At 33.7% G+C, this 25,794-nt stretch carries 21 protein-coding genes; 8 read left to right on the plus strand and 13 right to left on the minus strand.

Annotated features, from left to right (window positions below; genetic code table 11):
- Positions 1 to 2: 2 nt before the first annotated feature.
- A complete protein-coding gene (locus tag B2Z27_RS17220; protein WP_286814601.1) occupies positions 3 to 878 on the minus strand; it encodes a 3-keto-disaccharide hydrolase in 876 nt (291 codons plus the stop codon).
- 180 nt (positions 879 to 1,058) lie between these two features.
- Between B2Z27_RS17220 and B2Z27_RS17225 the strand changes: the two genes are divergently transcribed.
- Entirely contained in the window at positions 1,059 to 2,564 is a 1,506-nt protein-coding gene (locus tag B2Z27_RS17225) for a S10 family peptidase (protein WP_286814602.1), read from the plus strand.
- A gap of 120 nt (positions 2,565 to 2,684) precedes the next feature.
- Here B2Z27_RS17225 and B2Z27_RS17230 read toward each other — a convergent pair whose 3' ends face one another.
- Both B2Z27_RS17230 and B2Z27_RS17235 read right to left on the minus strand, forming a co-directional pair.
- Positions 2,685 to 3,311 (minus strand): hypothetical protein, encoded by a 627-nt coding sequence (locus B2Z27_RS17230; RefSeq protein ID WP_286814603.1) that lies wholly within the window; start codon positions 3,309 to 3,311, stop codon positions 2,685 to 2,687.
- Between the two features lie 109 nt (positions 3,312 to 3,420).
- Positions 3,421 to 4,614: a C40 family peptidase gene (locus B2Z27_RS17235; protein WP_286814604.1), complete on the minus strand. Its 1,194-nt coding sequence runs from the start codon at positions 4,612 to 4,614 to the stop codon at positions 3,421 to 3,423.
- A gap of 55 nt (positions 4,615 to 4,669) precedes the next feature.
- Here B2Z27_RS17235 and dcm point away from each other — a divergent pair, with 55 nt between their 5' ends.
- Positions 4,670 to 5,899: a DNA (cytosine-5-)-methyltransferase gene (gene dcm, locus B2Z27_RS17240; RefSeq protein ID WP_286814605.1), complete on the plus strand. Its 1,230-nt coding sequence runs from the start codon at positions 4,670 to 4,672 to the stop codon at positions 5,897 to 5,899.
- Between the two features lie 160 nt (positions 5,900 to 6,059).
- A complete protein-coding gene (locus B2Z27_RS17245; protein ID WP_058104594.1) occupies positions 6,060 to 6,434 on the plus strand; it encodes a hypothetical protein in 375 nt (124 codons plus the stop codon).
- A 47-nt stretch (positions 6,435 to 6,481) separates the two neighbouring features.
- Here the strand turns inward: B2Z27_RS17245 and B2Z27_RS17250 are convergent, their stop codons facing one another.
- The gene (locus B2Z27_RS17250) at positions 6,482 to 6,925 is read right to left on the minus strand and encodes a GNAT family N-acetyltransferase (RefSeq protein ID WP_210708611.1); all 444 of its coding nucleotides are present in this window, start codon (positions 6,923 to 6,925) and stop codon (positions 6,482 to 6,484) included.
- 109 nt (positions 6,926 to 7,034) lie between these two features.
- Entirely contained in the window at positions 7,035 to 7,466 is a 432-nt protein-coding gene (locus tag B2Z27_RS17255; protein WP_286814606.1) for an RpiB/LacA/LacB family sugar-phosphate isomerase, read from the minus strand.
- A 647-nt stretch (positions 7,467 to 8,113) separates the two neighbouring features.
- Between B2Z27_RS17255 and rnr the strand changes: the two genes are divergently transcribed.
- The 3 genes from rnr (at position 8,114) to B2Z27_RS17270 (ending at position 11,761) form a co-directional block, all read left to right on the plus strand.
- Positions 8,114 to 10,306: a ribonuclease R gene (gene rnr, locus B2Z27_RS17260; protein WP_210708610.1), complete on the plus strand. Its 2,193-nt coding sequence runs from the start codon at positions 8,114 to 8,116 to the stop codon at positions 10,304 to 10,306.
- Positions 10,307 to 10,396: 90 nt separating this feature from the next.
- Positions 10,397 to 11,074, plus strand: coding sequence for a head GIN domain-containing protein (locus tag B2Z27_RS17265; RefSeq protein WP_210708609.1), 678 nt, complete (start codon positions 10,397 to 10,399; stop codon positions 11,072 to 11,074).
- A gap of 6 nt (positions 11,075 to 11,080) precedes the next feature.
- Positions 11,081 to 11,761, plus strand: a complete 681-nt coding sequence (locus B2Z27_RS17270; protein WP_091607994.1) for a LysE family translocator — start codon at positions 11,081 to 11,083, stop codon at positions 11,759 to 11,761.
- 45 nt (positions 11,762 to 11,806) lie between these two features.
- Here B2Z27_RS17270 and B2Z27_RS17275 read toward each other — a convergent pair whose 3' ends face one another.
- From B2Z27_RS17275 to B2Z27_RS17295, 5 genes are all read right to left on the minus strand, one after another.
- On the minus strand, positions 11,807 to 12,313 hold the full coding sequence (locus B2Z27_RS17275; protein ID WP_286814607.1) for an OmpH family outer membrane protein: 507 nt from the start codon (positions 12,311 to 12,313) through the stop codon (positions 11,807 to 11,809).
- Between the two features lie 238 nt (positions 12,314 to 12,551).
- A complete protein-coding gene (locus B2Z27_RS17280; RefSeq protein WP_286814608.1) occupies positions 12,552 to 13,388 on the minus strand; it encodes a class I SAM-dependent methyltransferase in 837 nt (278 codons plus the stop codon).
- A gap of 60 nt (positions 13,389 to 13,448) precedes the next feature.
- Positions 13,449 to 15,317, minus strand: a complete 1,869-nt coding sequence (gene mnmG, locus B2Z27_RS17285; protein WP_286814609.1) for a tRNA uridine-5-carboxymethylaminomethyl(34) synthesis enzyme MnmG — start codon at positions 15,315 to 15,317, stop codon at positions 13,449 to 13,451.
- Positions 15,318 to 15,322: 5 nt separating this feature from the next.
- On the minus strand, positions 15,323 to 15,742 hold the full coding sequence (gene ybeY, locus B2Z27_RS17290; RefSeq protein WP_286814610.1) for an rRNA maturation RNase YbeY: 420 nt from the start codon (positions 15,740 to 15,742) through the stop codon (positions 15,323 to 15,325).
- Positions 15,735 to 19,064 (minus strand): DUF4175 family protein, encoded by a 3,330-nt coding sequence (locus B2Z27_RS17295; protein ID WP_286814611.1) that lies wholly within the window; start codon positions 19,062 to 19,064, stop codon positions 15,735 to 15,737. The genes ybeY and B2Z27_RS17295 overlap by 8 nt, the downstream gene beginning before the upstream one ends.
- Positions 19,065 to 19,402: 338 nt before the next feature.
- Here B2Z27_RS17295 and gltX point away from each other — a divergent pair, with 338 nt between their 5' ends.
- Positions 19,403 to 20,911 (plus strand): glutamate--tRNA ligase, encoded by a 1,509-nt coding sequence (gene gltX, locus B2Z27_RS17300; protein WP_286814612.1) that lies wholly within the window; start codon positions 19,403 to 19,405, stop codon positions 20,909 to 20,911.
- A gap of 3 nt (positions 20,912 to 20,914) precedes the next feature.
- Here the strand turns inward: gltX and B2Z27_RS17305 are convergent, their stop codons facing one another.
- The 3 genes from B2Z27_RS17305 to B2Z27_RS17315 all read right to left on the minus strand — a co-directional run bounded on the left by B2Z27_RS17305 (position 20,915) and on the right by B2Z27_RS17315 (position 23,034).
- The gene (locus B2Z27_RS17305; RefSeq protein WP_286814613.1) at positions 20,915 to 21,310 is read right to left on the minus strand and encodes an ACT domain-containing protein; all 396 of its coding nucleotides are present in this window, start codon (positions 21,308 to 21,310) and stop codon (positions 20,915 to 20,917) included.
- Positions 21,311 to 21,441: 131 nt separating this feature from the next.
- Positions 21,442 to 22,440 carry a 23S rRNA (adenine(1618)-N(6))-methyltransferase RlmF gene (rlmF, locus tag B2Z27_RS17310; protein WP_339632680.1) on the minus strand — a complete coding sequence of 333 codons (999 nt, stop codon included), beginning with the start codon at positions 22,438 to 22,440 and terminating at the stop codon, positions 21,442 to 21,444.
- 15 nt (positions 22,441 to 22,455) lie between these two features.
- Positions 22,456 to 23,034: a PepSY domain-containing protein gene (locus tag B2Z27_RS17315; RefSeq protein WP_286814614.1), complete on the minus strand. Its 579-nt coding sequence runs from the start codon at positions 23,032 to 23,034 to the stop codon at positions 22,456 to 22,458.
- A gap of 463 nt (positions 23,035 to 23,497) precedes the next feature.
- Between B2Z27_RS17315 and katG the strand changes: the two genes are divergently transcribed.
- Positions 23,498 to 25,744, plus strand: a complete 2,247-nt coding sequence (gene katG, locus B2Z27_RS17320; protein ID WP_286814617.1) for a catalase/peroxidase HPI — start codon at positions 23,498 to 23,500, stop codon at positions 25,742 to 25,744.
- The last annotated feature ends 50 nt before the right edge of the window (positions 25,745 to 25,794 follow it).

The following is a 25,794-nucleotide window of genomic DNA, read 5'->3' on the forward strand; positions in this document are numbered from 1 at the left end:
ACCTATTCATAAGTACACGCCCCTTTATCTGAAATTTTATAGTACTCCTTATAATTCAATGCCTTAGGGTCTGTGCAGCCTTTTAAGTTGCGTATTTTAATATTCTTAAAGTCAATAGGTTGACCCTCGCTTTGCAATGCTATAAATCCTTCTTTTAAAAGTTTACCATCTTGTTTCATCTTAGGATCATAACCGGTTGCCACACCGCCCCCTATTTGTGGTTTTGTGTATTCCAATACTGTTTTACCATTAACAATATGTTTAACCAACGAATCATGATATACAACTAATTCTGCGGTTACCCATTGATCCCCGTAAAAGGTATCCGATGTAGAATTTATACAATGCCTTGGGTCTATTCTACCTTCAAAAACTACATCTGTACCTGGTGAGCACATATTACCTGTTGGTCGTTCTACACCTTCTTCCACTCCCGCTAAAAATTGCATTTCAACACTAATAGGCCAATCTTGTTCTTTCAACATAGTTCTTGGGTCTTGTGAATGAAACATGACACCACTATTAAGAATAGTATAATCTGGTGCTCCTTTATACTGCTCTCCAACAAAACGATATTGCATAGTTAAATGAAAATCGGAAAATGGACGATCATAATACAGATGAGAATATCTATTATTAAAATCACCCTCATACTTATCATATCTTACTTTTATGATCTCATCCTCTACCCTAAAGGTATCAGCATAATTATCACCAACTTCATAATGATGTACTTTTGTGGTCCATCCTTTTAAATCATTCCCATTGAACATGGTTTCCCAACCATCATTTAATTGTTGTGAGCTGGCAATACCACATCCGATCACAAAGAATAATGTTGACATCATGGTATGTTGTTTACGTAACGTTGTTTTCATATAGTTGCTATAAAAATTGATATAAAACAATACTATTCTATTTCTAAATATACTCAATGTTAGGTTGTTAGAAATGTAGGTTTCATTAAAATACCTTTGATTTTTAATAAGAGGATCATACGTAGAAATATTATGCTACTTTTAAAAGAGCTAACAAAACTACTTTTACTAAAATATATCATGAGAAATCTATTCTTTCTTACCGTTTGTTTTTTACTAATTCCATCGCTTTATGGACAAAGCTCAAAAAATGAGAAAAATATAAAACCTATACCCCCAACAAAATCTTTTGTTACCAAACACCAAGGGGTTTTTGGCGGTAAAAACATTGAATACACCACTACAGCAAAAGAAACTTACTTGACAAATAAAGAAGGAGATTCTATAGCTACATTTTGGTCTGTTGCTTATACTAAAACCAATATAGGAGATGTTACCAAAAGGCCGGTAACCTTTGTCTTCAATGGTGGACCAGGTTCTGCTTCAATGTGGTTACATATGGGATTCTTTGGACCCAAGGTTGTAAAAGTAGATTCTGATGCCAAATCAGATGATGGTGCGGCACCTTACCATTTAGTAAATAATGATCATGGTTTATTAGATATTACAGATTTGGTTTTTATAGATCCAGTAGGTACCGGTTACAGCAGATTGGTAGGGAAAGGTGAAGGAAAAGACTTTTACGGGTTAAAAGAAGATGTAAATTCCTTTGCCCAATTTATTAGAAAATGGGTTACCGAAAATGAACGTTGGTTTTCACCTAAGTATTTAGCTGGCGAAAGTTACGGAACAACACGTGCCGCCGCTCTTGGAAAAGCATTAGAAGGTTCTGGTCAAAATATGGCGTTAAATGGAATGATTTTAATTTCCCAAGCTTTAGATTATGCAGGCTCAACATCTATATCTAATAACATAACTTCATTCATTACCTATTTACCAAGTATGGCGGCAACAGCTTGGTACCATAAAAAAGCGGGGCAAGGCAAAACATTGGAAAGTTTTACACAGGAATGTAGAGATTTTACATACAATACCTATGTGCCAGCTTTATACAAAGGCAATTCTTTAAGTGATCCGGAAAAGAATAGTTTGGCAGAAAAACTCTCTTATTTTACTGGATTGGATAAAACATATATTCTACAATCTAATTTGAGAATTCTAATGGGCCGTTTTCAGAAGAAACTATTAGAAGATAAAGGTTTGGCAATTGGTAGACTTGACGGAAGATTTATGGGAAATGAAGAGGATAAAGTATCTGAAAAACCACATTTGGGAGATGCAGCCAGTTATCAAATAAGCGCTGCCTATACCGCAAGCTTAAATCATTATTTTGCATCAGAATTAAAGGTAAAAATGGATAGACCGTATATTACTTCTGGTGGAGGTTCTAATTGGAGATGGAGAACGGTACCAGATGGTCAATACTGGGAACCCATGCCTGTTAATACGGCTCCTGACCTAGGTGAAACCATGCGTAGAAATACTGCTATGAAAGTAATGGTAGCCAGCGGATACTATGATTTGATTACTCCGTTTTTTGATGCTGAATATACTTTTGATAGAAACGGAATTGTTAAGGAACGTGTTGAAATGAAGTATTATGAAGCAGGTCATATGATGTACACCCATGAACCAGATCTAATAAAATTAAGTAAAGATATTCGTGAGTTTATAACTAAGAATTAACCTGTTTCTACGATATTATTTATAGGCACCACCAAAGGGTATAATACCCCGAGGCTTGCCTGGAATTTAAAAGTTTGTTTCCTTTGAATGCCTCATGGACTTGCCTTAAGGTGTTTTACTTTACTTTGTTAAAACCACATGTTGTCCATTACATTTAAGATTGTAAAAGTGTACAATGTCTTTTACATGTTTTTTCCTGTATTCTTTATTTTGAATTTTTGCCACCAATTCTGGGCAATCGGCAAAGTAATCTGAAGCTGCATTCTTAAAGTTTTTACTAAAGAGCTGATTAGAACCTAAATGGGTTACTTCACCATTTACTCCTTTACTTACATATAGATTTTTTATATCATAGTAATTACCATGCATCATGTTCATTTGCCCATTTGCACCACCTACGAACATTGGAGAAGAATACCCTTTTTGTTCAAGAACATATAGATTAACAGTACCTATCTCCAATTCCCGCACCACATTGAAATAGCCTTTACGGGTTTCTAAATAGATATAGGTAGAGGCTTTTTCCTTATCATTAATTACTACTTGTTCTAGATTTTCAAAGTGAAATTTTTCCGCTTTGTCACTTTTGCTTTTTTTGAATTTTACTTGATCACCATTAATGAGTTTAGCAAAACCTGTAAGCTTTTTACCATCTTTAAAATATAAGGTAGCAACATCTTTTTGGGCAATGCCCATATATGACCCTACAAAACAGCTGATTAAAACTAAAAGAAACGTTTTTTTCATGACACGTAATTGATAGATATCTATCATAAAACGGGTACATAATTACTATGTTATACTTTTTCTCTTAAATTCGATGAACCACCTATTTCAGTTTTCAGTAAACTTCCTTTTAATCTTTGATCGGTTGGTTGATCGTTAAATTTTGAAGCAATGGGTCATCTTCATTTAATAATCTTTGAGTTCTTAAATACCTACCTACATTAAAGGCATCATAATTTGGAGATTCTTCATCCACACTACTTATTCTTACCATTTCAGAAGAATGTATAAATTGTTTGTCCCCGATCCACATACCTACATGTACAACTTTTTCTGCGGTTGAGTCTGTAGCTTTTCTTCCAAAGAACAATAAATCTCCCTTTTCCAATTTGCTGAAATCTGCTATAGAATCTACTGGCTTACCAGCATGTACTTGTTGAGAAGCATCACGTGGTATAACCATACCGTTTAAAAAATAAATGGTTTTTGTATAACCACTACAATCTACACCTTTTGTAGAAGTACCGCCCCACAAATAAGGAACACCCATTAATGTTTTAGAGGTTTCTATCAGCGAATTTGCCGTATAATCCAAACTAGATAACCAAGTCTCATATTCTTGTGCTTCATCTTTTGAAATATAAGCTTGTCTACCATCTGGAAATGCTATTTTAAAATGGCTTTCATCACTACCCACTAATTTTAAAATACTTCCTGCAACAATATCAGATATTCTATTCACTGCATCTATAGAACTAAATGCATGCCCATAGGTATTGGTATAAATAATCTTTTCTGATGATTTCCATGCTGTAATCTCAGCGTTGTTCATTAACTGAATTCCACCGGGATCTACCCATGCCAAATACTTATCTGGCGTTTGTATCAAATACCAATCCCCTTCTTTTTTAAGTACATTGACCACTGTACCCAAAGTAGCCTGAGTTGCCAATTCTGCTGAATGTTTAGGGTTACTTCTTAGATTGGCGGCAGAAATGTTTATCACTGCCTTTGTCATACCCTCTAGGTTATCTGCAGGTAATACGTTAACCTCATTGGTAGCCACTATCCCCTTTTCACTTAAAACAGCTTCTAAAGAATCAATTGCCCTGGGTAAATTTGTTTCACCTATTAAAGTAAATCCTGAAGGACCATCTAAAACATCTATATTAAATAACGCAGTTCGTTTATCTGGAGCAAACGTATTCTTAATTTGTTCTATCTCACTGGCAAGAACTTTCTTTTGACCCATACGAACTCCACACGAGTTATTTAAAGTAATCAAAATCAATACAAAAGCCTTTGTTAGCAATATTCTCTTCATCCTTAAACAATTTCTAATAGTAATAGCCTTGTGAAATTATGTAATTTTATCGCAAATGAAGAAACTAAAGGTCATAGAACTTTTTGCAGGTGTAGGTGGATTTCGCTTAGGATTAGAAGATACTGACAATTTTGAGGTAGTTTGGAGCAATCAATTTGAACCCAGCACAAAAATGCAACATGCATCTAAGGTGTACGAAGCTAGGTTTGGATCAAACAACCACCGTAATCAAGACATATCGGAAGTTCCTACAAAAGAAATTCCAGATGCCGATATTTTGGTAGGAGGTTTTCCTTGCCAAGACTATTCGGTAGCAACTACCCTTCATAATTCTAAAGGACTAATTGGTAAAAAAGGAGTGCTATGGTGGAGTATTCACCGTATTTTATCTGAAAAAAAACATCCTCCTAAATACCTGTTTTTAGAAAATGTTGATCGCTTGCTGAAATCTCCTTCTACACAACGTGGTAGAGATTTTGCCATTATGCTAAAAAGTCTTGATGACTTAGGATATGCAGTAGAATGGAGGGTTATTAACGCTGCGGATTATGGAATGCCACAAAGACGAAGACGTATTTTTTTCTTAGGATACCATAAATCTACTCCGCTTTATAAAAAATTTAAAAAAGCCGGAGCCGCAGAGTGGATTTTTGAAAAAGGAACTATAGCAACAGCGTTTCCTATTACCAGTACTTCCTCTAAAATGCAATCTTTTGATATTAAAGATAATCTGGTAGCACTGTCAGAAAATTTTAATTTGGGCGAAAAATTATCTCCATTTCAAAATACCGGAGTTTTTATAAAAGGAAAGGTTCATACTACCAAAACAACAGCTAGCTATATTGGAAAAAGAACAGTCTTGGGAGATATTCTACAGAAAGAATCTATTTTAAACGAATTTTATATTCCGGAAGAAGATCATGATAAATGGCACTATTTAAAAGGTGCTAAAAAAGAAACCAGAACTTCAAAATCTGGATTTATATATCATTACAATGAAGGTAGTATGGTTTTTCCAGATGCATTGGATAATGCTTCAAGAACCATTATTACCGGTGAGGGCGGTAAAAGCCCATCACGGTTTAAACATGTTATCAACACTAAAAATGGTCTTCGTAGATTAACTCCCGTAGAATTGGAACGCTTAAATATGTTCCCAGATAACCATACATTACTAGAAGGTATTTCTAATACTAAAAGAGCTTTTTTTATGGGTAATGCCTTAGTGGTAGGTGTGGTTAAAAAAATAGGAAAAGTACTATCTGAAAAAATTATGGAAGCATAATTTAAACATGCATATCTAATATTTTAGTGCTCTCTTTTTAATTTTATTCCTCATTTCTGTATTTCCATTAATTCCTAAATATTGATGTTGATAAACATAACATATTGTTAATCAACGTTTAAAATTAGGAATTGTCACTTTTTTTATTATCTTATTAGGTATGGTAAAAGTAGAAAAGTCAGAAAACACAGCATTTTTAGAAAAGTCTATACAACATTTAGAAGCCACTGGTTTTGAAAATATTAAGGCTGATATTGAAGGTTATGAAACTCCAAAATCATACGTTAGAAAAGGGAAAGATGACAACGTTACTCCAGACATAGTAGCTATTAAAAATGGTAGAAAATATTATTTCGATATTAGTTTAAAATCACCAAAAACTAGGTTATTAAAATCCAAATGGTTGTTTTTAGATACCTTGAGTAGAATGAACTCTAATAGATTTAGAATTATAACCACCAAAGGTCATTATAAGTTTACGGATAATATGTTAGAGGATATTAACCTAAGCAATAAGACGCCTATCAAAATATAATCACCTTAAAAGAATTATTTAAAATAAGTCCGCTATGAGCGGACTTATTATTTTTTGATCATTGCTATATGAGGTATGCCATCTTCCAAATAATCTTCTCCTGTTGCGGTAAAACCCAAATCTGAATAAAACTTGGTTAGATATTTTTGAGCGGAAATTTTTATTTCAGTACAATTAAAATGCTCTTTAACGGCCTGTATAGAGGATTGCATAATTATTTTACCATACCCAAATTTTCTATAATCCTCATGAACGGCCACCCTACCAATACTAGCTTGTTCAAAATAAATACCTGGCTTAAATATGCGTGTGTAAGCAACTACTTTGTTATTACTTAGCCCTATTACATGTAATGCCTTATCATCTTTACCATCAATATCTAAATAAACACAATCTTGTTCAACTACAAAAATTTGACTTCGTAACTGCAGCACATTATAAAGTTCTACACTATTAAATTCATTAAAACCTTTTACTTTAATATCTAGCATAAATCTATTCAATTAACTTCTTATGTTTATATCTATTACCATGTAACATATTTATTTTCAAATACTTATAATAACTAATTTAGGTTATCAACATAGTTATAATAACTATTTATTGAATAGGAATCTTTTCAATTCTTCGTTCATGTCTACCCCCATCAAAAGAAGTATTTAAAAAAGTAGATACCATTTCAAGTGCTTGAGGTAGTGCTATGTACCTTGCGGGCAGGCTTAATATATTGGCGTCATTATGTTCTCTTGCCAATTTCGTAATTTCCTTTGTCCAGCATAACGCCGCTCTAACATTTTGTTGTTTATTTGCCGTCATACATGCCCCATTACCACTTCCACAGATCAATATTCCAAAATCTACATTAGCTTCCTCAACATCTAAAGCAACCGGGTGCGCAAAATCTGGGTAATCAACACTATCCGTACCATCTGTTCCATAATTAATAACTTCTACTTGTAAAGATTTTAGCAAACCTATAATAGCTAACTTATAAGCTGTACCCGCATGGTCATTACCAATAGCAATTTTCATATGCATAATAGTTTAAGGTTAATTATTCAATGTTTATTTGCTGTGGGGTAGTTAATAAACTAAGCTAAAGGTACAATAATCAGGGGTTCACAACAAAAAACAGGGGGTTCACAACAATTGTTACCAACTAAATAATAATAGTTGTTAATTAGTATGTTATAAACGAGTTTACCCATTGCATAAATTGTTTAGAAAAAGTTGCTAAAATATTTGCTTTTTAATGTTGACATCTGCTTACACTTTTAATCTTCTTAACACGAATTTAAATATTAGAAAGTTTTAGCTCATTTTCATCAAAAATCTAATCCTAGTTAACATTAAAATTACATTTAGTTATTAATAAATTCATGTTAATAGCACTTATAAACTGTGTTTAATAACTTCTCAAAATACTGATATTCAATTATAGTTTTATAAAAGTTATTGTCAACAACTATTAGTATCTCATAAAGTCAAGTAAAATCTAAATAAGTTATTCTAGATATTAACAAGCTATAATAATCATTAATTTTTAATTTAATTTAAAAGAAAAAATGTCTTATATGATATATATGTTAATAACAACTAGTTTGCTTAACTTTTCAATAAATGGTTGTGTAACAGGTAGTGGATTATAATTCGTAATTTTCCAACAAATTAAAAGTTTAATGTCGAAAAGAAATAAGAAGGCGAAGAATCATAGAAAGAACGAAATTACTAAGGGAATTTTTACCGTTCTTGAAAAGGAACCGAATAAAAGTTTCAACTATAAGCAAATTGCCGCTAAGATAAATATTACCGATGCTCAAGATAGAAATACTCTTATTAAAAGGCTTACGCAGCTAAAAGAGAAAAAAAGAATTCAAGAAGTAGATCGTGGTCAGTTTAAAGTTTTAGAGAATACAAAGACCTATTATGAAGGTACCGTAGATTTAACCGGTAAAGGTCATGCCTATATTGTGGTAGATGGTATGGATGATGACGTGTTTATACCTTCAAATAAATTGAACAAGGCTTTTCATAAAGATAAGGTAGAGGTTTTTATATATCCTAGAAAAAAGAGTAAAAAACTTGAAGGTGAAGTAGTTAGGGTACTTGAAAGGTATAAAACTACTTTTGTGGGTATTGTTGATATGCAGAAAACTTTTGCTTTTGTAAGACCTACAGATTTTAGAATGTATACAGATATCTTTGTTTCAAAGGATAAATTGGCCGATGCAAAAGATGGTGAAAAAGTATTGGTTGAAATTACAGATTGGCCAGATGATGTAGATTCTCCATTTGGTAGAATTTCTCAAGTTTTAGGTGTTCCTGGTGAACACGACACGGAAATTCATTCCATTTTGGCGGAGTACGGTTTGCCCTATTCTTTTCCGGAAGATGTACAAAAGTTTGCAGATGGTTTAGATACCAGTATTAAAGAGGAAGAGATTAGAAAGCGTAAAGATTTACGCAACGTACTTACTTTTACCATAGATCCTAAAGATGCTAAGGATTTTGACGATGCATTGTCGTTTCAAAAATTGGAAAATGGTAATTATGAAATAGGTATTCATATTGCAGATGTATCTCATTACTTACAAAAAGATACCATTTTAGATGATGAAGCTTACGAACGTGCTACCTCGGTATATCTAGTAGATCGTGTGGTACCAATGTTACCAGAGGTGTTGTCTAATAATGCTTGTTCTTTAAGGCCTAATGAAGAAAAATATACATTTTCAGCAATTTTTGAATTGGATGAAAATGCCACTATTAGAAATCAATGGTTTGGTAGAACTGTAATAGATTCCAATGAGCGTTTTGCTTATGAAGAGGCGCAACATATTATTGAAACAGGTAGTGGAGAAATTCCGGAGGAAATTTCTATAAGAGAAACTGCGTATAAGGTCTCTGATGAAGTTGTGGAAGCTACTTTAAAAATGGATGAACTTGCTAAGATCATGCGTGATAAACGTATGGATCAAGGTGCTTTATCTTTTGATAAGGTTGAAGTACGTTTTAATCTTGATGAAAATAACGAACCAGTAGGTGTATACTTTAAAGAATCTAAAGATGCCAACAAACTTATAGAAGAGTTTATGCTTTTGGCAAATAGAAAGGTTGCCGAATTTATTGGTAAACAAAAACCTAAAAAGACCTTTGTTTATAGAATTCATGATGATCCAGATCCAGATAAATTAATGGCTTTAAACGGTATTGTTTCAAGATTTGGACACAAATTGGATTTTAAGGATAAAAAGACCATTAGTTCTTCTTTGAACAAATTATTGGAAGATGTAAAAGGTAAAAGAGAGCAAAATATGGTGGATACACTTACCATACGTAGTATGAGTAAGGCTATTTATACCATTGATAATATTGGTCATTATGGTTTGGCTTTCGATTATTATACTCACTTTACTTCCCCTATTCGTAGATATCCAGATGTAATGGTGCATAGGTTATTACAGCATTATTTAGATGGTGGTAAATCTGCAAATGCGGAAGAATTTGAGAAAAAATGTAAGCATTCTTCCGATATGGAATATTTAGCATCAAGTGCTGAGAGAGATTCCATTAAGTATATGCAGATCAAATTTATGCAAGACCATAAAGATGAAGAATTTAGAGGTGTTATAAGTGGGGTTACCGAATGGGGAATATATGTGGAAATTATTTCAAATAAATGTGAAGGTATGATTCGTATAAGGGACATCAAGGGAGATTATTTTATCTTTGATGAGAGAGAATACGCAATTATTGGTGAACGTACCAAGAAAAAATATACCTTAGGTGATGAAGTAACCGTTATGGTTAAGAATACGGACCTAATAAAAAGACATTTAGATTTTGCTTTAATTGCAGAGGACACTAAATAATTTGGAATAGATTTTGGTATTCATTGGCAGAATTGATAAAATATATTGGACGTAATCAATGCATTTTATTTAAAAATTACATAAATAGGAATGAAACAAGTTTTATTAATAATGTTTCTCTTTGGATGTTTTATGGTCAATGGCCAAGATGTCAAAATAACTCAAAGTATAGAGCCTTTTAAAGAAGTAAAAGGATTTGATGGTCTATCTATAAATCTTATTAAATCATCTGAAAATAAGGTTGTTATTTCTGGAGAGAATACGGATAAAGTTGCTGTTGTTAATAATGATGGTATCTTAAAAATAAGAATGCAGATTGGTAAAATCTTTAGTGGTTATAAAACCTTCGTAGATTTACATTATGCTCAAGATATTTTGATTATAGATGTTAATGAAGATGCAAGAATAGTTACAGAGCAAATGATTGAGCAAGATGTACTGGAATTAAAAGCTCAAGAAGGTGGTGAGTTGGTTGTGAATGCAATAGTTGAACAAATGTTGATCAAGTCCGTTTCTGGTGGAATTATAAAAACCAACGGTTCTTCAAACGTACAAGATGTGCAAATAAATACTGGTGGAGTCTATGAAGGTAAATCTTTTGAGACTAACTTTTCTACGATTAATGTAAACGCCGGTTCTCGTGCGGAAATTAATGCTAGAGACTATGTAAAGGCTACCGTAAAGGCAGGTGGCGAGGTATTGGTTTATGGTAATCCTAAAAAATTAGAAGAAAAGACCGTTTTTGGCGGTACTATAACTAGAATGTAATAGGTAATGTTAGAAGATATTCAAGCGGCAGTTCCTTTAGGATTTTTTCTAAGTTTCATGGTTGGCCCTGTTTTTTTTGTCCTTTTACAAACTAGTGCGGTCAAAGGTTTTAGAGCAGCAATTACTTTTGATTTAGGCGTTTTATTTGCAGATGTTCTATTTATTTTAGTAGCTTACTTTAGTAGTTTTCAGTTACTTGAAAATTTAAGTAATCAACCAGGACTTTATGTTTTTGGTGGTGTTATTTTATTGGTATATGGTTTGGTAACGTTTTTTAGAACTGAAAAGAAAGAAATTCCTATAGAGTCCAAAAAGATTAGAAAATCGGATTTTTTCGGACTTTTTATAAAAGGCTTTTTATTGAATTTTATCAATATTGGTGTGCTGGTATTTTGGCTTGGTATAATTATAATAGTAGGCCCTAGTTTAGATAATCAACCCAATAGGTTTTTTACTTTTTTTGCAACCGTACTACTCTCCTATTTTGTGACCGATGTTTTCAAAATTTTATTGGCTAAGCAATTAAAAAGAAAATTAACCCCAGAAAGAATTGTTTGGGTGAAGAAAGTAATAGGAATTATTCTCATTATTTGTGGAGTTGTTCTAGTAGTAAAGGGCTTTTTACCCAAGGATCAATTTAATTTGGAACATGAATTAGAACGTTTTGAACCTAGTTTAATTGAATAAAAAAAAGCCGGGGTTACCGGCTTTTTTTAAAATAGAAATCTAATTTTATTTCTTGTATTTATCATTTAGGATTTTAACAATCTCATCGGTAAGATCATTTGCTTCTGTACCATAAAGAACACTACCACCATCTCCTCCGCCTAAGATATAAGAGTAGCCGTTTGTTTTTCCGTATGATTTAATTTCTTCTTTTACTTTAGAGACAATACTGTCCATTTCAGTTTGTCCTTCCATTTGTAATTGTTGGTCTTGTTGTTGTAATTGCTGACCAATAATTTGTCCCTTTTGTTGCATAGCGGCATATTCTTCTTGTGCTTTAGATTGAGACATGGATTGTGCTTTAGTTTGAAAAGCTTGAGCTTCCATTTGAAATGCTTGCGATATGCTATCTCTTTTTTTTGCTAAAGCATCTGCCTTAACTTTGAATTTAGATTCAACATCAATTTTTTGTTGATACTCATCCATTAATTTAACGTTATCTACGTATCCAATTTTTTCTTGTTGGCAAGATGCTAATAGTACAATAGCAAAAATTACAATTATGTTTTTCATTTTTTCATTTTTATGAGATGCAAAAGTAATAAAGCTTTTAGAAGGATTTTGTTTTTAAATTGATATTAATAATTTGATTTTTATGAATATAAGAATTTCTTATTCTTTTTAAATTTTTTATAGTTACAACTTATAATATTGACCTATTTTTAGTGTACTGTACTGCGTTTAAATTTATTTAAGGTTAAATAGTATCACTTGGTGATTAAAACACTTTAAATCGCTTTAAATTGATAAATTATGCTTTTTTAAGTACATATATAAGTGAAGAATACTCTCCTGTACGTTTAGCCTTTAAATTTGAGAGCATTCCCCTATAGAATGCTTTAAGGTAGTTGGATTTACCAGTTTTATATTTTTCTGATAATAACGAAACGTAATAGGAATCAAAATACATTGGTAATGTTCTTACCACTTTTAAATTATGCTTTTCGAATATTGTTGAAATTGATTTTTGGGAAAAATGCCATAGATGTCTAGGTGTATCATATGCTGCCCAATATTCTTTATAGTAGTTAGCATCGTAAGATTTATAATTTGGCACTGCTATGATTAAGGTACCGTCAGTATCTAATAGACTGGATATTTTGGTTATAGTTCCATTTAAATCTTTAAGATGTTCAAGTACATGCCACAATGTTATTATATTAAATTGATTTGATTTTACTTCTTCTATAAATCTGTATGTTGTAATATTTTTCTTACTTGATTTATTTCTAGCTTCATCATTTATTTCTACACCAAGGGTATTCCAATTATTTTTTCTAGCGGTTATTAGAAATTCTCCTGTTCCGCAACCTATATCTAATATGGTTTTACTTGTATTATGATACTTGTTTATGAGTGCTAGTTTACGTTTTAGGGCAATTTTTTTTACTGTTTGATATACCTTTTCAAGCAAGGTTTTTGCTTCATCTGTGTGTGATATATAATTATCGGATTCATAATAGTTGGATAGATTTTCGGGTATTGGTTGTGTAACCAACATATCGGTTTCCGTTAAATATTCAAGTCGAAACTTTTTCTTACTAACTAAATGATCCGTAGTTTCTAGATAGATTTTATTGCTATTCATACTGTGATTTTGGATTTGGGTAGTGAATATTTTTAGTTGTTCCACGTGGAACAATTTGCCCTACCTTCCGAGAAAAACTAAAAGTACACTGATATCACTTGGGGTCACCCCACTTATTCTTGATGCTTGAGAAATGGTTACCGGTTGAATTTTAGTTAGTTTTTCCCTTGCTTCAAATGATAAAGATTTTAGTTTAGTATAGTCGAAGTTTTCAGGAATTTTAACGGCTTCCAATCTATGAAGTTTATCAGCGTTTAGTTTTTCCTTTGCGATATAACCAGAATATTTTATCTGTATTTCTGCCTGTTCCAAAATTTCATTATCAAAATTGTTTTCTTCAACAAAGGTAGATACATCCTTCAATTGCAACATGTGATTCATAGTTACATTTGGTCTTGAAAATGCTTTATACATTTTATCTGATTGTTTTACTAAGGCAGAATCTACACTAGAAAGTATAGGATTTATGTCTTTTGGTAAAACACTGGTTTCTTTGAAAAATTGAACTAATGATTCTGATTGTGCTAATTTCTCTTCCATTCTTTTCATTCGTGAATCCGTAGCTAATCCAATAGAATGACTTAAGGGAGTAAGACGTAAATCAGCATTATCTTGTCTTAATAATGTTCTATATTCTGCGCGAGAAGTAAACATTCTATAAGGTTCCTCTGTTCCTTTTGTAATTAGATCATCTATTAAAACACCAATATAAGCTTCATCTCTTTTTAGTATTAATGGTTCCTGTTCTTTAATTTTAAGATGTGCATTAATACCAGCCATCAATCCTTGGGAAGCAGCTTCTTCATAACCTGTGGTTCCGTTAATTTGACCAGCAAAATATAAATTATCAACTAGCTTTGTTTCTAGTGTATGTTTCAATTGTGTTGGCGGAAAGTAATCATATTCTATGGCGTAACCTGGTCTAAAGAATTTTACGTTTTCAAAACCTACTACTGAGCGCAATGCTTTAAATTGAACATCCTCCGGTAATGAAGTTGAAAAGCCGTTTACATAAACTTCAACCGTTTCCCATCCTTCTGGTTCAATAAACATTTGATGACTATCCTTATCAGCAAACCTGTTTATCTTATCTTCTATAGATGGACAATATCTTGGACCTAAACTTTTAATTCTTCCATTAAACATTGGTGACCTATCAAAACCTTCTCTTAGTAAATCATGAACCAACGCACTGGTATGTGTCATGTAACAATCACGTTGGTGAGCTAGTGGTTTTGTTTTTGAGTATGAAAATTTTTCAGGTATTGCGTCTCCTGGTTGAACAATCATTTTTGAATAATCTAAGGATCTTCCATCAACTCTTGGTGGTGTTCCGGTTTTCATTCTACCACTTTCAAATCCTAATTCTACAAGTTGTTCTGTAATGCCATTAGCTGCTTTTTCTCCTGCCCTACCTCCTCCGAATTGTTTTTCACCAATATGAATTAAACCATTTAAGAATGTACCATTTGTTAATACAACAGCTTTAGATTTTATTTCAATGCCTAGGGAAGTTTTAACTCCGACAATTTTATTGTTTTCAACTAATAGTCCAGAAACCATTTCTTGGTAGAAATCAACATTTGGAGTACGTTCTAACATTAAACGCCATTCCTCTGCAAATCGCATTCGGTCGTTTTGAGTTCTTGGACTCCACATTGCAGGTCCTTTAGATTTGTTCAGCATTTTAAATTGTATTGCAGATTTGTCAGAGACTATGCCACTATATCCTCCAAGTGCATCAATCTCTCTTACAATTTGTCCTTTTGCAATACCTCCCATTGCTGGGTTGCAAGACATTTGACCAATGTTTTGCAAATTCATGGTTACTAATAGGGTTTTAGAACCCAAGTTTGCAGCTGCTGCTGCCGCTTCTGCACCGGCGTGTCCTCCGCCAACTACAATTACATCATATTCTTCTCCAAACATACCTTCTATTGTTCCACGTGGAACAGCTTTATTTTTTCTTCTTCTTTAGCGCGCATTTCGGCAGTAGCTGTTTCCGATTTATCCGAATAGCCCATTAAGTGTAAAACACCGTGAACCATTACACGCTTTAATTCATTTTCAAATGAGACATTAAAGTCTTCTGCGTTTTCTTTTACGCGATCTATAGAGATGTACAAATCTCCAGATATATTTTTACCTGATACATAATCGAAGGTAATAATGTCTGTTAAATAATCGTGTTTTAAATAATCTTGATTGATTTTAAGCAAGTATTCATCATCACAAAAAATGTAGTTTAATTCTTGAACTGAAAAACCTTCGGTTTTGCAAGAATTAATAATCCATGAATCAAAATGTGTTTCTTCTACTAGCTTAAAATCGGTTAGGTAGTTGTAATTAATCATTTGCTTTGAAGTACTCTTTAACCTTTGTTTGAAAATTTTGCCGCAAAGGTAAGCTTTGCCTATTTAAAATTTCCACTTCATTATGATAATTCTCTAATAATGAGGGTTTAGTAGTAATAGGATTTGTGAAGTCTTTTGTATTTCTATTACTTTCTCGCTCAGATTTTTCTCCTTGCTTTAGTGCTGCGTTCTCCAGCTTCAATAATTCGTACTGTATAGTGTTGGCTTTGTTGATGGTACGTTGTGTAATTCCATTTTCAAGTAAATCATTCTCAAAATCCTCCATCTGCTTAATCAGCTTTTGACCCAATTTTTGGTCTCCGCTATTAATCATGTTTTCTAACTGTTTCTCTAGCTCTTGACGAATTTTTTGTTGACTTTGATAAATTTCATAAATCTCTTTTAGTTCTGCTTCACTCATCTGTCCATTTCCTTGTCCTCCATTTCCGTTAGAGTTCCCTTTTCCGTTTCCTTGACCATTTTCTCCTTTTTGACCACTATTTCCATTTTTTCCATTCTGGCCATTTTCTCCTTCACTTCCGTTTTCTCCAGATTTTCCGTTTTGACCTTGCTTCCCATTCTCTCCTTGTTTTCCTCCTTCTCCTTGTTCGCCCTTACTTCCCTTTTCTCCTTCTCCATTTTTGCCTTCTTTTCCGGATTGGCCTTGTTGACCCATTTTTTCCCCAAGTTGTTGTTGTCCTTTGATAATATCTGGTAGTTGAAAACCTCCTTCATTTTGACCGGAACCTTTACCCATTTGCATACTTTCTTGCATATTATCCATAACATTTGCTAAAAAATCTGCTAAGCTGTTTGAAGCGGTCAATACATATTTTTGATGTGAAATTCCTTGAAACAATTGTCCATCTGCCATTGTTTCTAAAGATTTATCAATGTTATAATATACTTCGGTAATTTGTTCATTTACAAATTCTGAAAGTTCTGCTTGTCGTAAAGACAAGGCAAAAAGACTATCGTCAACATGTTCAAATAACCCTCTTAATTCATTTTGGTCACGAACTGTTTGTGAGTATTGCGTTTGATCTTGGTCTTGTTTAGCCGATAGTTTATCAAATAAAGATTCTTGCTTAAATGAAAATATAATGAGGTTATCCAATATTTGTCTTAGCATTTCTGCATCTTCGGCTACTGATGATCCTTCACTACTACTGGAAGAAGATGAGCTGAGTTGCTCACTCATTTCTTTCATTTTCTGCGCAGCGGATTTTTGTTTCTTTGAAGCATTGTTTTGATCGCTTTCCGGGGTTGATTTTGACTCTGAATTTTCTTGTTTTTGTAGTTCGTCTAAAGCTTCATTCTGATCTTCTTTAATAGCTTCTTTTTTATTGGTATCTAAATTTAAATCAATTGGTTTTTTTAGTTTTCCATTATCATTTTTTAGCCCATCCATTTCTTTGGACAATTCATTAAAAGCTTTATTTAATTGTTGCTGCTTAATTGAACTATTTTCTTCTTTATTCTTTTTAGAAAGTTCCTCTTGCTTTTTTGCCAATTCTTCAAGATTACGTGCTAGCTGAGACGCTTTTTCTGTGACATAATAGCGCTTGGTCAATTCTAATAATTGTTCTAGGCTGCGTTCGCTATTTTGTTGCTTTTTACCCAATTCTTCAAGCTTTTTAGTAAGCTCTTCTTTTTTAATTTTATCTGCTACTTTATTAAGTTCTTCTAGCAGTTGCTGGTTTTTCTTGGCTTGTTGTTCTTGTCGCTCCAATCGTTCTTGTAACAATTGGTTTAATTTATCATCCTTGTCTCCTTTGTCTAGGTTTTCCTTTAACTCTTTGCTGAACTTTTGCATTAATTGCTCTTGTTGTTCTTGCTTTTTTAAATAGTCTTTAATTTGATTTTGATCATTAAAATTTAAACTACTTTTCTCTTTTTGATTTTGATTTATTTCCTCTAATGATTCTTTCTGTTGTTTTGCACGTTCTAAAGATTTATCTAAATCCTTTATGAGTGATTGTTGAGATTCAAGATCTTTATTCTTGAGTTGATTTTCATTTAATAATACCTGTTGGAATATTTGACTTTTTATAGCCTTTCCATGGTGTACGGCATCGTTATCGGTTACCTGGAAATAGAACGCATATTGTTTACCAGATTCTAATGCCAAACCTGATGGAAAGGTGTAGTAAAACTGTTCAAAATTTGAACTGGGTTTTGCAAGGCTTATTTTCTGCTCTTGATGCTCTTTACCAACTTCATAGTAAACAAGTTCAATTTTTGAAAGACCATAATCGTCACTGGCATTTCCTGTATAGTACGAAACATTTGGATTCAAGGAATCTAAAATCTGGGTCACCTTTAATGTTGGATAAGCATCTTTAATTACTTTTAACGAGTATTCTAAACGTTCATAATTTTGGACATTTACATTGGTTGTGGTAAGTTCATAATCTAGGTCGTTGTATATTTTCCGTTGAATTGTAAAAGTGTTTTTTTCTTTTATAAAAGATTGAACGGTATCTTTTGTGTTTAGATTAATCTTTTCGGTATTTTCTCCTTCAATGTTCCATGTTACTTGGGTTCCTTCCGGTAAAATCGCATTACCCGTACTTTTGATTGTTTCATTTGGTTTGTTCAGGTAAGTAGGATATTTTAAATCCATTGAAAAATCTAATATTGAAGGAGTTTTCAATGCGATTAATGAGTAGGATTTTGAATTAACTTCATTGGCCAAAAACGTAAAATTTGTGGATTGTATGGGTGGTGAAAAGGTGTATTCATAAATTCCGTCCTGTTTTTGCATCAATATGGTTTTACTGTCTACTACGATGTACACATTTTCTGGTTTAACTTTTCCTTTTGTGGAAACTTGAATGGTGAATGATTCATTTTGCAAGCCACTTAATTGATCGGTAAGTACATGAAATTGAAACGGTGCAGGTTTTTCATATGCCATTTCATAGTTTACCACTCTCTCATATGTACCAAAAAATGAACTCCAACTACCCGTGAGGTAAAGTAAAAAGACAATGGCAATCGGTATAATAGAATACTTTACATATTTGATGGCGTCTTTGAAATCAATTGCGCTTGAAAATGGAACGGAATCCATTTGTTTAGAACGCTGTGCAATACTAGCTAGTAATAATTCAGACTGTTCTGAATCTTCTGCTAAGTCTAATAAATTTGTTAGTTTATCCCCTACTTCTGGAAAATGCTTGCCAATCATATTTGCGGCTTCTTTATTTCCAATGCCCTTTTTTAATTTAAGAAGATAGAAGACCGGTATTAAAATGTATTTGTATAGCAATAGAACTTCTACTGCTATGAACAAGGTAAATAATACCGTTCGGCCCAAAGAGTTTAACCAAAGAAAGTACTCTATAGCTAAGATGGTGAGGAAAAACAAAAATCCTAATGCTATAAAAAGCAAAATTCCTTTTAGAAGAATTTGAGAATAATGTTTTTTTATAAATTGATTTAACCGGTGTAATATGTGATTATAGTCTTGCAATTGCCCTTTTTTATACCAAGATAACGGATATTAAGATGGTTTGTTGGGAAATATTTGTTAAATCAAAATCCTGTAATGCTTATTATTACAGTGAAAATGCGCATTACTTAAGTGAAATCCTATTTCGTATTCTATATTTAAAAACACTTGGTTATGTATCTTTGCGCAATCAAATAATCATTATGTCTAAGAAAGTTCGTGTGCGTTTTGCACCAAGTCCTACAGGACCATTACATATTGGCGGTGTGCGCACTGCCCTATTTAATTATTTATTTGCCAAAAAACATGGTGGCGATTTTATACTGCGTATAGAAGATACCGACCAGAATAGATATGTAGAAGGTGCGGAACAATATATAATTGATGCATTGAACTGGTGCGGAATTCCTTTTGATGAAGGTGTTGGTAAAGAAGGTGGTTTTGGACCGTACAGACAGAGCGAGCGTAAATCTTTATATAAAAAATACGCAGATGATTTAATCGCGAATGGTAAGGCATATTATGCTTTTGATACTTCAGAAAGCTTAGATGCGCATAGAAAAGAGCATGAAGAAAAAGGTAAAACGTTTATATATAACTGGCATAACAGGTTAAAGTTGGATAATTCTCTTTCGTTAATGCCAGAAGAAGTTAAAGAAAGGTTGGCCAATGGTGATGAATATGTTATTCGATTTTTAACGCCGCCAGATGAAATCTTGCAATTGCAAGATTTAATTCGTGGTACAATACAGATAGATACAAATGTGCTAGATGATAAAGTTCTTTTTAAGAGTGATGGTATGCCAACCTATCATTTAGCAAATATAGTTGATGACCATTTAATGGAAATTTCTCATGTAATTCGTGGCGAAGAATGGTTACCTTCTTTAGCATTACACAAACAATTGTATGATGCCTTTGGATGGACTGCTCCAGAATTTGCTCATTTACCATTGATCATGAAACCTGTTGGTAAAGGTAAATTGAGTAAGCGTGATGGTGAAAAAATGGGCTTTCCGGTTTTTCCTCTTTCTTGGAACGATTCTGTTGGGTACAAAGAATCAGGATATTTCCCTGAAGCAGTTGTTAATTTTTTGGCTTTATTAGGATGGAATCCTGGTACGGAACAAGAACTATTTTCTTTAGACGAGTTGGTGAAAACCTTTAGTTTAGACCGTGTAAATAAATCTGGAGCGCGTTTTGACCCAGAAAAGACCAAATGGTACAATCAACACTATTTACAGGAAACTGCCAATGCAGAATTGGCTGTTAGCTTCTTACCTATTGTGAAAGAGCATACTATGGATGAGGATAAGATAAATCTGGAGTATGTAACCAAGGTAGTAAGTTTAATAAAAGAACGCGCAGTTTTTGTTTCCGATTTTTGGGATCTGTCAGATTATTTTTTCGTAGCTCCTACTGAGTATAATGCAAAGGCTGCCAAAAAGCAGTGGAAAGAAGATACTGCAGTCATCATGAATGAATTAATTTCTGTAATAGATTCTATTGAAGATTTTTCATCGGAGAATAGCGAAACCATGGTTAAAGCATGGATCGGTGAAAAAGAACTTTCTTTTGCTAAGGTTATGCCTCCCCTACGTTTGTTCTTAGTTGGTGATATGAAAGGTCCCCATATTTTTGATATAATGGCAATGGTTGGAAAAGAAGAAAGTATTGCCCGAATTAAAACAGCGCTAGAAAAACTGGGTTAAAGCTTATTTCTTAGAAAATTCTTGCAGAACGTTCATGGCTTTAGTAGCGTCTTTTGTGGAGACAAAAATATGGTCATGATAAAATGCGGCAACCACGTTACAGCTAATATTATGTTTTGTTAACGCATTGGCAACTGCAGCGGTCAACCCAACCGCATCTAAAGCGGAGTGTACGGTCAATGTAATCCAAGAGGCAATGAATTCATAAGCTAGTTTATAATGCGCTGCTTTTTCTTTTGTCAATATTATTGTGATGCCTTCGGCTTCTTTAAATTCAAAAAGAATATCAGCTCTTGAAATATGGCCAATTTCGGGGAGACTTATAAAAACATAGTTTCCTTTGTTTAATTTAGGTTTTAAACTTTGTAAAAGAACTTCTAGATTGCTTTCTCCGGGCATAGTATCGATTTTAAGGGATTAAAAAATAAAAATCGACCCTTCGGGTCATATTTATCAAATAAAGGGTTTAATAAGCTACAAACGTATTATTATAAACCAGTTTTTACTTCAATAATTTTTAAAGTTGATATTTATTCGCTTTTCCAACGTTCGTCAGCCCATGTTTTCATTTCTTCATCGGTCAAAAATGTCCAAGCAACCAACCTGCTCATTTTGTTGCCCTGTCCCATAGGTATGGTTTTATGGGCAGTTGCTCCAATTTTCTCCAGTCGGTCATAGAACGATCTCAAATTTGATTGTTTACTTACCAAAGTTGAATACCAAGCGGAATTTTTTGAAAATTGTGCACTTTCATTGATCATGTTCAATACAAATCGTTTTTCGCCACCATCGGTCCAAAGCTCTCCTCCTTGCCCTGCAAAATTAAGGGCCGGTTTTTTAATACGCTTCTTTTTTAAATTGCTCAATTTACGCAAAGTTCCAGCTTCGGCCTCGGCTTGGTTCGCATGAAATGGCGGATTGCATATAGTGAAATCTACTTTTTCATCAGCCTTTAAAATTCCAGAAAATATATGCTCAGGTTTTTCTTGTAATCTAAATTTTACCTTACCAGTTAGATTGGCGTTGTTTTCTACAATTTTTTGTGCCGCCTCAATGGCTTTTGAGTCAATATCCGAACCTAAAAAAGACCAACCATAGGCGCTGTTTCCAATTATTGGATATACACAATTTGCACCTACTCCAATATCTAGGCACTTAATTTTATCGCCTTTGACTAAAGTTCCATGATTACTGTCTGCCAAAACATCTGCAATATGGTGTATATAGTCTGCTCTACCTGGTATTGGCGGACATAAAAAACCATCTGGTATGTCCCAATATTCAATACCGTAATGTGCCATAAGTAATGCCTTATTCAGAGCTTTTACTGCTATTGGATTAAAAAAATCAATAGATAAATTACCGTGTTTATTTTTGGCTACAAATGGTTTTAAATCTGGATTGAGTAGCTTTAGTGCCTTAAGATCATAACGACCGGTATGTTTATTTCTTGAGTGTAAACTAGGCTTTTGTAAGGTATTTTTTTTCTTGTATTCTGGCATGTCTTTATAGCTTATTGAAGATTTCAAAGCTAAGCCTAATTTTTAAGTACTTGCATTATTTTTACGCATTCGCTTAGGTCCATACCAAAGCCAAAAGCCTGTAATGGTAAAAAGTAAAAGGGCAAGACCCATTACCGTAGTATAGAACACCTTTATTTGATTATCACTTGTACTAAAATAATCATCTAAAATGGAACCATCATGAATATGTTCAATGATATCAGAATACCGACGTTCAGTGTGTAAGACAGTACCTGTGGCACCATCTAGTTGCAAACCCCAATAATGATCTTCATATACAAATTTTACGATACCTTTTTCTTTTCTAATATCTATGCGATCTATTTTGGTAGATAGTTCTGGCGATATATGTTCCAAGATATAGGTGTTGGCAATGCTATGTAAACTATCTACGGGTAGCCAATCTTTTAAATCAGTGGAAGTGCCTTTATAAGTTTTAGACAGAATTACTCCTCCACTATGCTTTTTCCAACCTAAAAGAAGACCAGTAATAGAAATGAAAAAGAAAAAAATGAACAAAGCCGCACCTGTTGCTCGATGTACTTTGCGAAATATTCGCAACCATTTTGCTTGGCGTTGTCTTTTGGTGATTTTAGGCATTTATTTGGTCTGGTTAACCTGCAATATAGCTAGTTTTAGAAGGTAGAATTATCAATGATTTGTTAAATTAATTTTTGAGTGTCGGCTTTGTTCAAAGGCATGCAGGTGAATTTATAAGTGTAATCATTATCATTAAATATGTGCTACTTTATCTCAATGGTAGATTTTTGGTCTATCCCTCTTTATGCATTATACGTTTATAGTTCTTGTGCCTTAAAGCTTGGTTTACTAAACCATTAATTAATGGTTGTTTGGTATCAGATTATACTATTATCTTTTTATCTTTATGATATTCTAAGATTTAGTGGCTTTTATGAAGTGGTTCTGCAACCGAATTGAATAATTGCTAAACGTTTTATAATCGCATCATAGATATTTTCTATTGTAATTGAATTTTCGATAAATTAATTATTGATAATTTTACCACTGAAGAACTAAAAACAACAATTAAACTATTATAATCATGAGTAGTACTAACGGAAAAGGTGAAGCTTGGGACGTGAATGATTCGTCAGCGGCAAATTGTCCATTTTTAAATGGTGAAATGCATCAAGCAGCAGGTGGTGGAACCACTAATAAAGATTGGTGGCCAAATATGTTAAACCTTAATATATTGAGGTTACATTCTAAAATGGCTGATCCAATGGATGATGACTTTAACTATACTGAGGAATTTAAGTCTTTGGATTTAGCGGCTATAAAGAAGGATTTGACCGATTTAATGACCGATAGTCAAGATTGGTGGCCAGCAGATTATGGTCATTATGGTCCGTTTTTCATCCGTATGGCTTGGCACAGTGCTGGTACTTACCGTATTTCAGATGGTAGAGGTGGTGCAAGTTCAGGTAACCAACGTTTTGCTCCATTGAATAGTTGGCCGGATAACGCCAACCTAGATAAGGCACGTTTATTATTATGGCCTATTAAACAGAAATATGGTAAAAAAATATCTTGGGCAGATTTGCTGATCTTAGCAGGTAACGTGGCCCATGAAAGTATGGGATTACCAATGTTTGGTTTTGCTGGTGGTCGTGAAGATATTTGGCAACCTGAAGAAGATGTGTATTGGGGATCTGAAACAGAATGGTTGGGCAACAAACAAAGATATGATGAGGATGGAAATGAATTGGAGAATCCTTTAGGTGCTGCCCACATGGGATTGATCTATGTAAATCCTGAAGGGCATAATGCAAATCCTGACCCATTAGAAGCTGCTCACTATATAAGACAGACCTTTAAGAGAATGGCCATGGATGATTATGAAACTGTTGCATTAATTGCCGGTGGACACACTTTTGGTAAAACGCACGGAGCTGCCAATCCCGATGATTATGTAGATGTTGAACCAGCTGCCGCCGATATTACAGAACAAGGTCTTGGGTGGAAAAGTAGTTATGGCAGTGGTTTTGGTGCAGATACAATTACCAGTGGTCTAGAAGGTGCTTGGACACAAACTCCTACAAAATGGAGCCATTATTTCTTTGAAAACCTATTTGGTTTTGAATGGGAATTAACTAAAAGTCCGGCTGGTGCATGGCAATACAAACCAGTAGGTGATGCAGGCGCTGGTGAAATGCCCGATGCGCATATTCCAGGAAAAACTCACCAACCATTTATGTTGGTAACAGATATGTCTTTGCGTGTAGATCCGGAATTTGAAAAAATTTCAAGAAACTTTTTAGAGAATCCAGATGAGTTCAAGGATGCCTATGCTAGAGCTTGGTACAAATTAACACACCGTGATATGGGACCTAAAGAGCGTTACTTAGGACCAGAGGTGCCACAAGAGGAATTGCTATGGCAAGATCCTGTACCAACGGTAGATTTTGAATTGATCGATGATTCCGATATCGCCCAATTAAAGAAAACTATTTTGTCTTCTGGACTTTCAACAGCAGAGTTGGTAAGTGCAGCATGGGCTTCTGCATCTACTTTTAGAGGTTCAGATAAAAGAGGTGGTGCAAATGGTGGTCGTGTTCGTTTAGCTCCTCAAAAAGATTGGGAAGTAAATAACCCTACTCAATTGGCCAAGGTTACAGCAACTTTAGAAAGAATTCAAAAAGAGTTTAATGAAGGCCAGTCTGGCAATAAAAAGGTTTCTTTTGCAGATTTAGTTGTATTAGGTGGTACTGCTGCTGTGGAAAATGCCGCTAGTTTAGCAGGTTTTGCTACGAATGTGGAATTCAATGCAGGTCGTACCGATGCTACTCAGGAGATGACAGATGCCGAGTCATTTGATGCATTAGAGCCTTTAGCGGACGGATTTAGAAATTATACTAGAAAAAAATTGTCTGTACAGGCCGAAGAATTATTAATCGATAGAGCTAACCTATTGACTTTAACTGCGCCGGAAATGACGGTTCTTATAGGTGGTCTACGTGTATTAGGCGCAAATTATGATGGTTCTAATAACGGCGTGTTCACAGACAAGCCAGGTGTATTGACTAATGATTTCTTCTTAAATCTTTTAGACATGGGTACTACTTGGAAAGCGGCATCAGATAATGACACCGTATTTGAAGGTAGCGATCGTAAATCTGGAGCGATTAAATGGACAGGTACAAGAGCAGATCTTATCTTTGGTTCCAACTCTGAACTACGTGCTTTAGCGGAAGTATATGGTACGGAAGATGCTAAAGAGAAATTCGTTAGAGATTTTGCGAAGACTTGGACAAAGGTTATGAATTTAGATCGTTATGATTTAAAGTAATAACACTTCAATATTAAATCAAAGGGCAGTATCCAAGTTGGGTACTGCCC

Origin of the sequence: Maribacter sp. UBA3344, assembly GCF_002362375.1 — a bacterium.
GTDB classification, from domain to species: domain Bacteria; phylum Bacteroidota; class Bacteroidia; order Flavobacteriales; family Flavobacteriaceae; genus Maribacter; species Maribacter dokdonensis.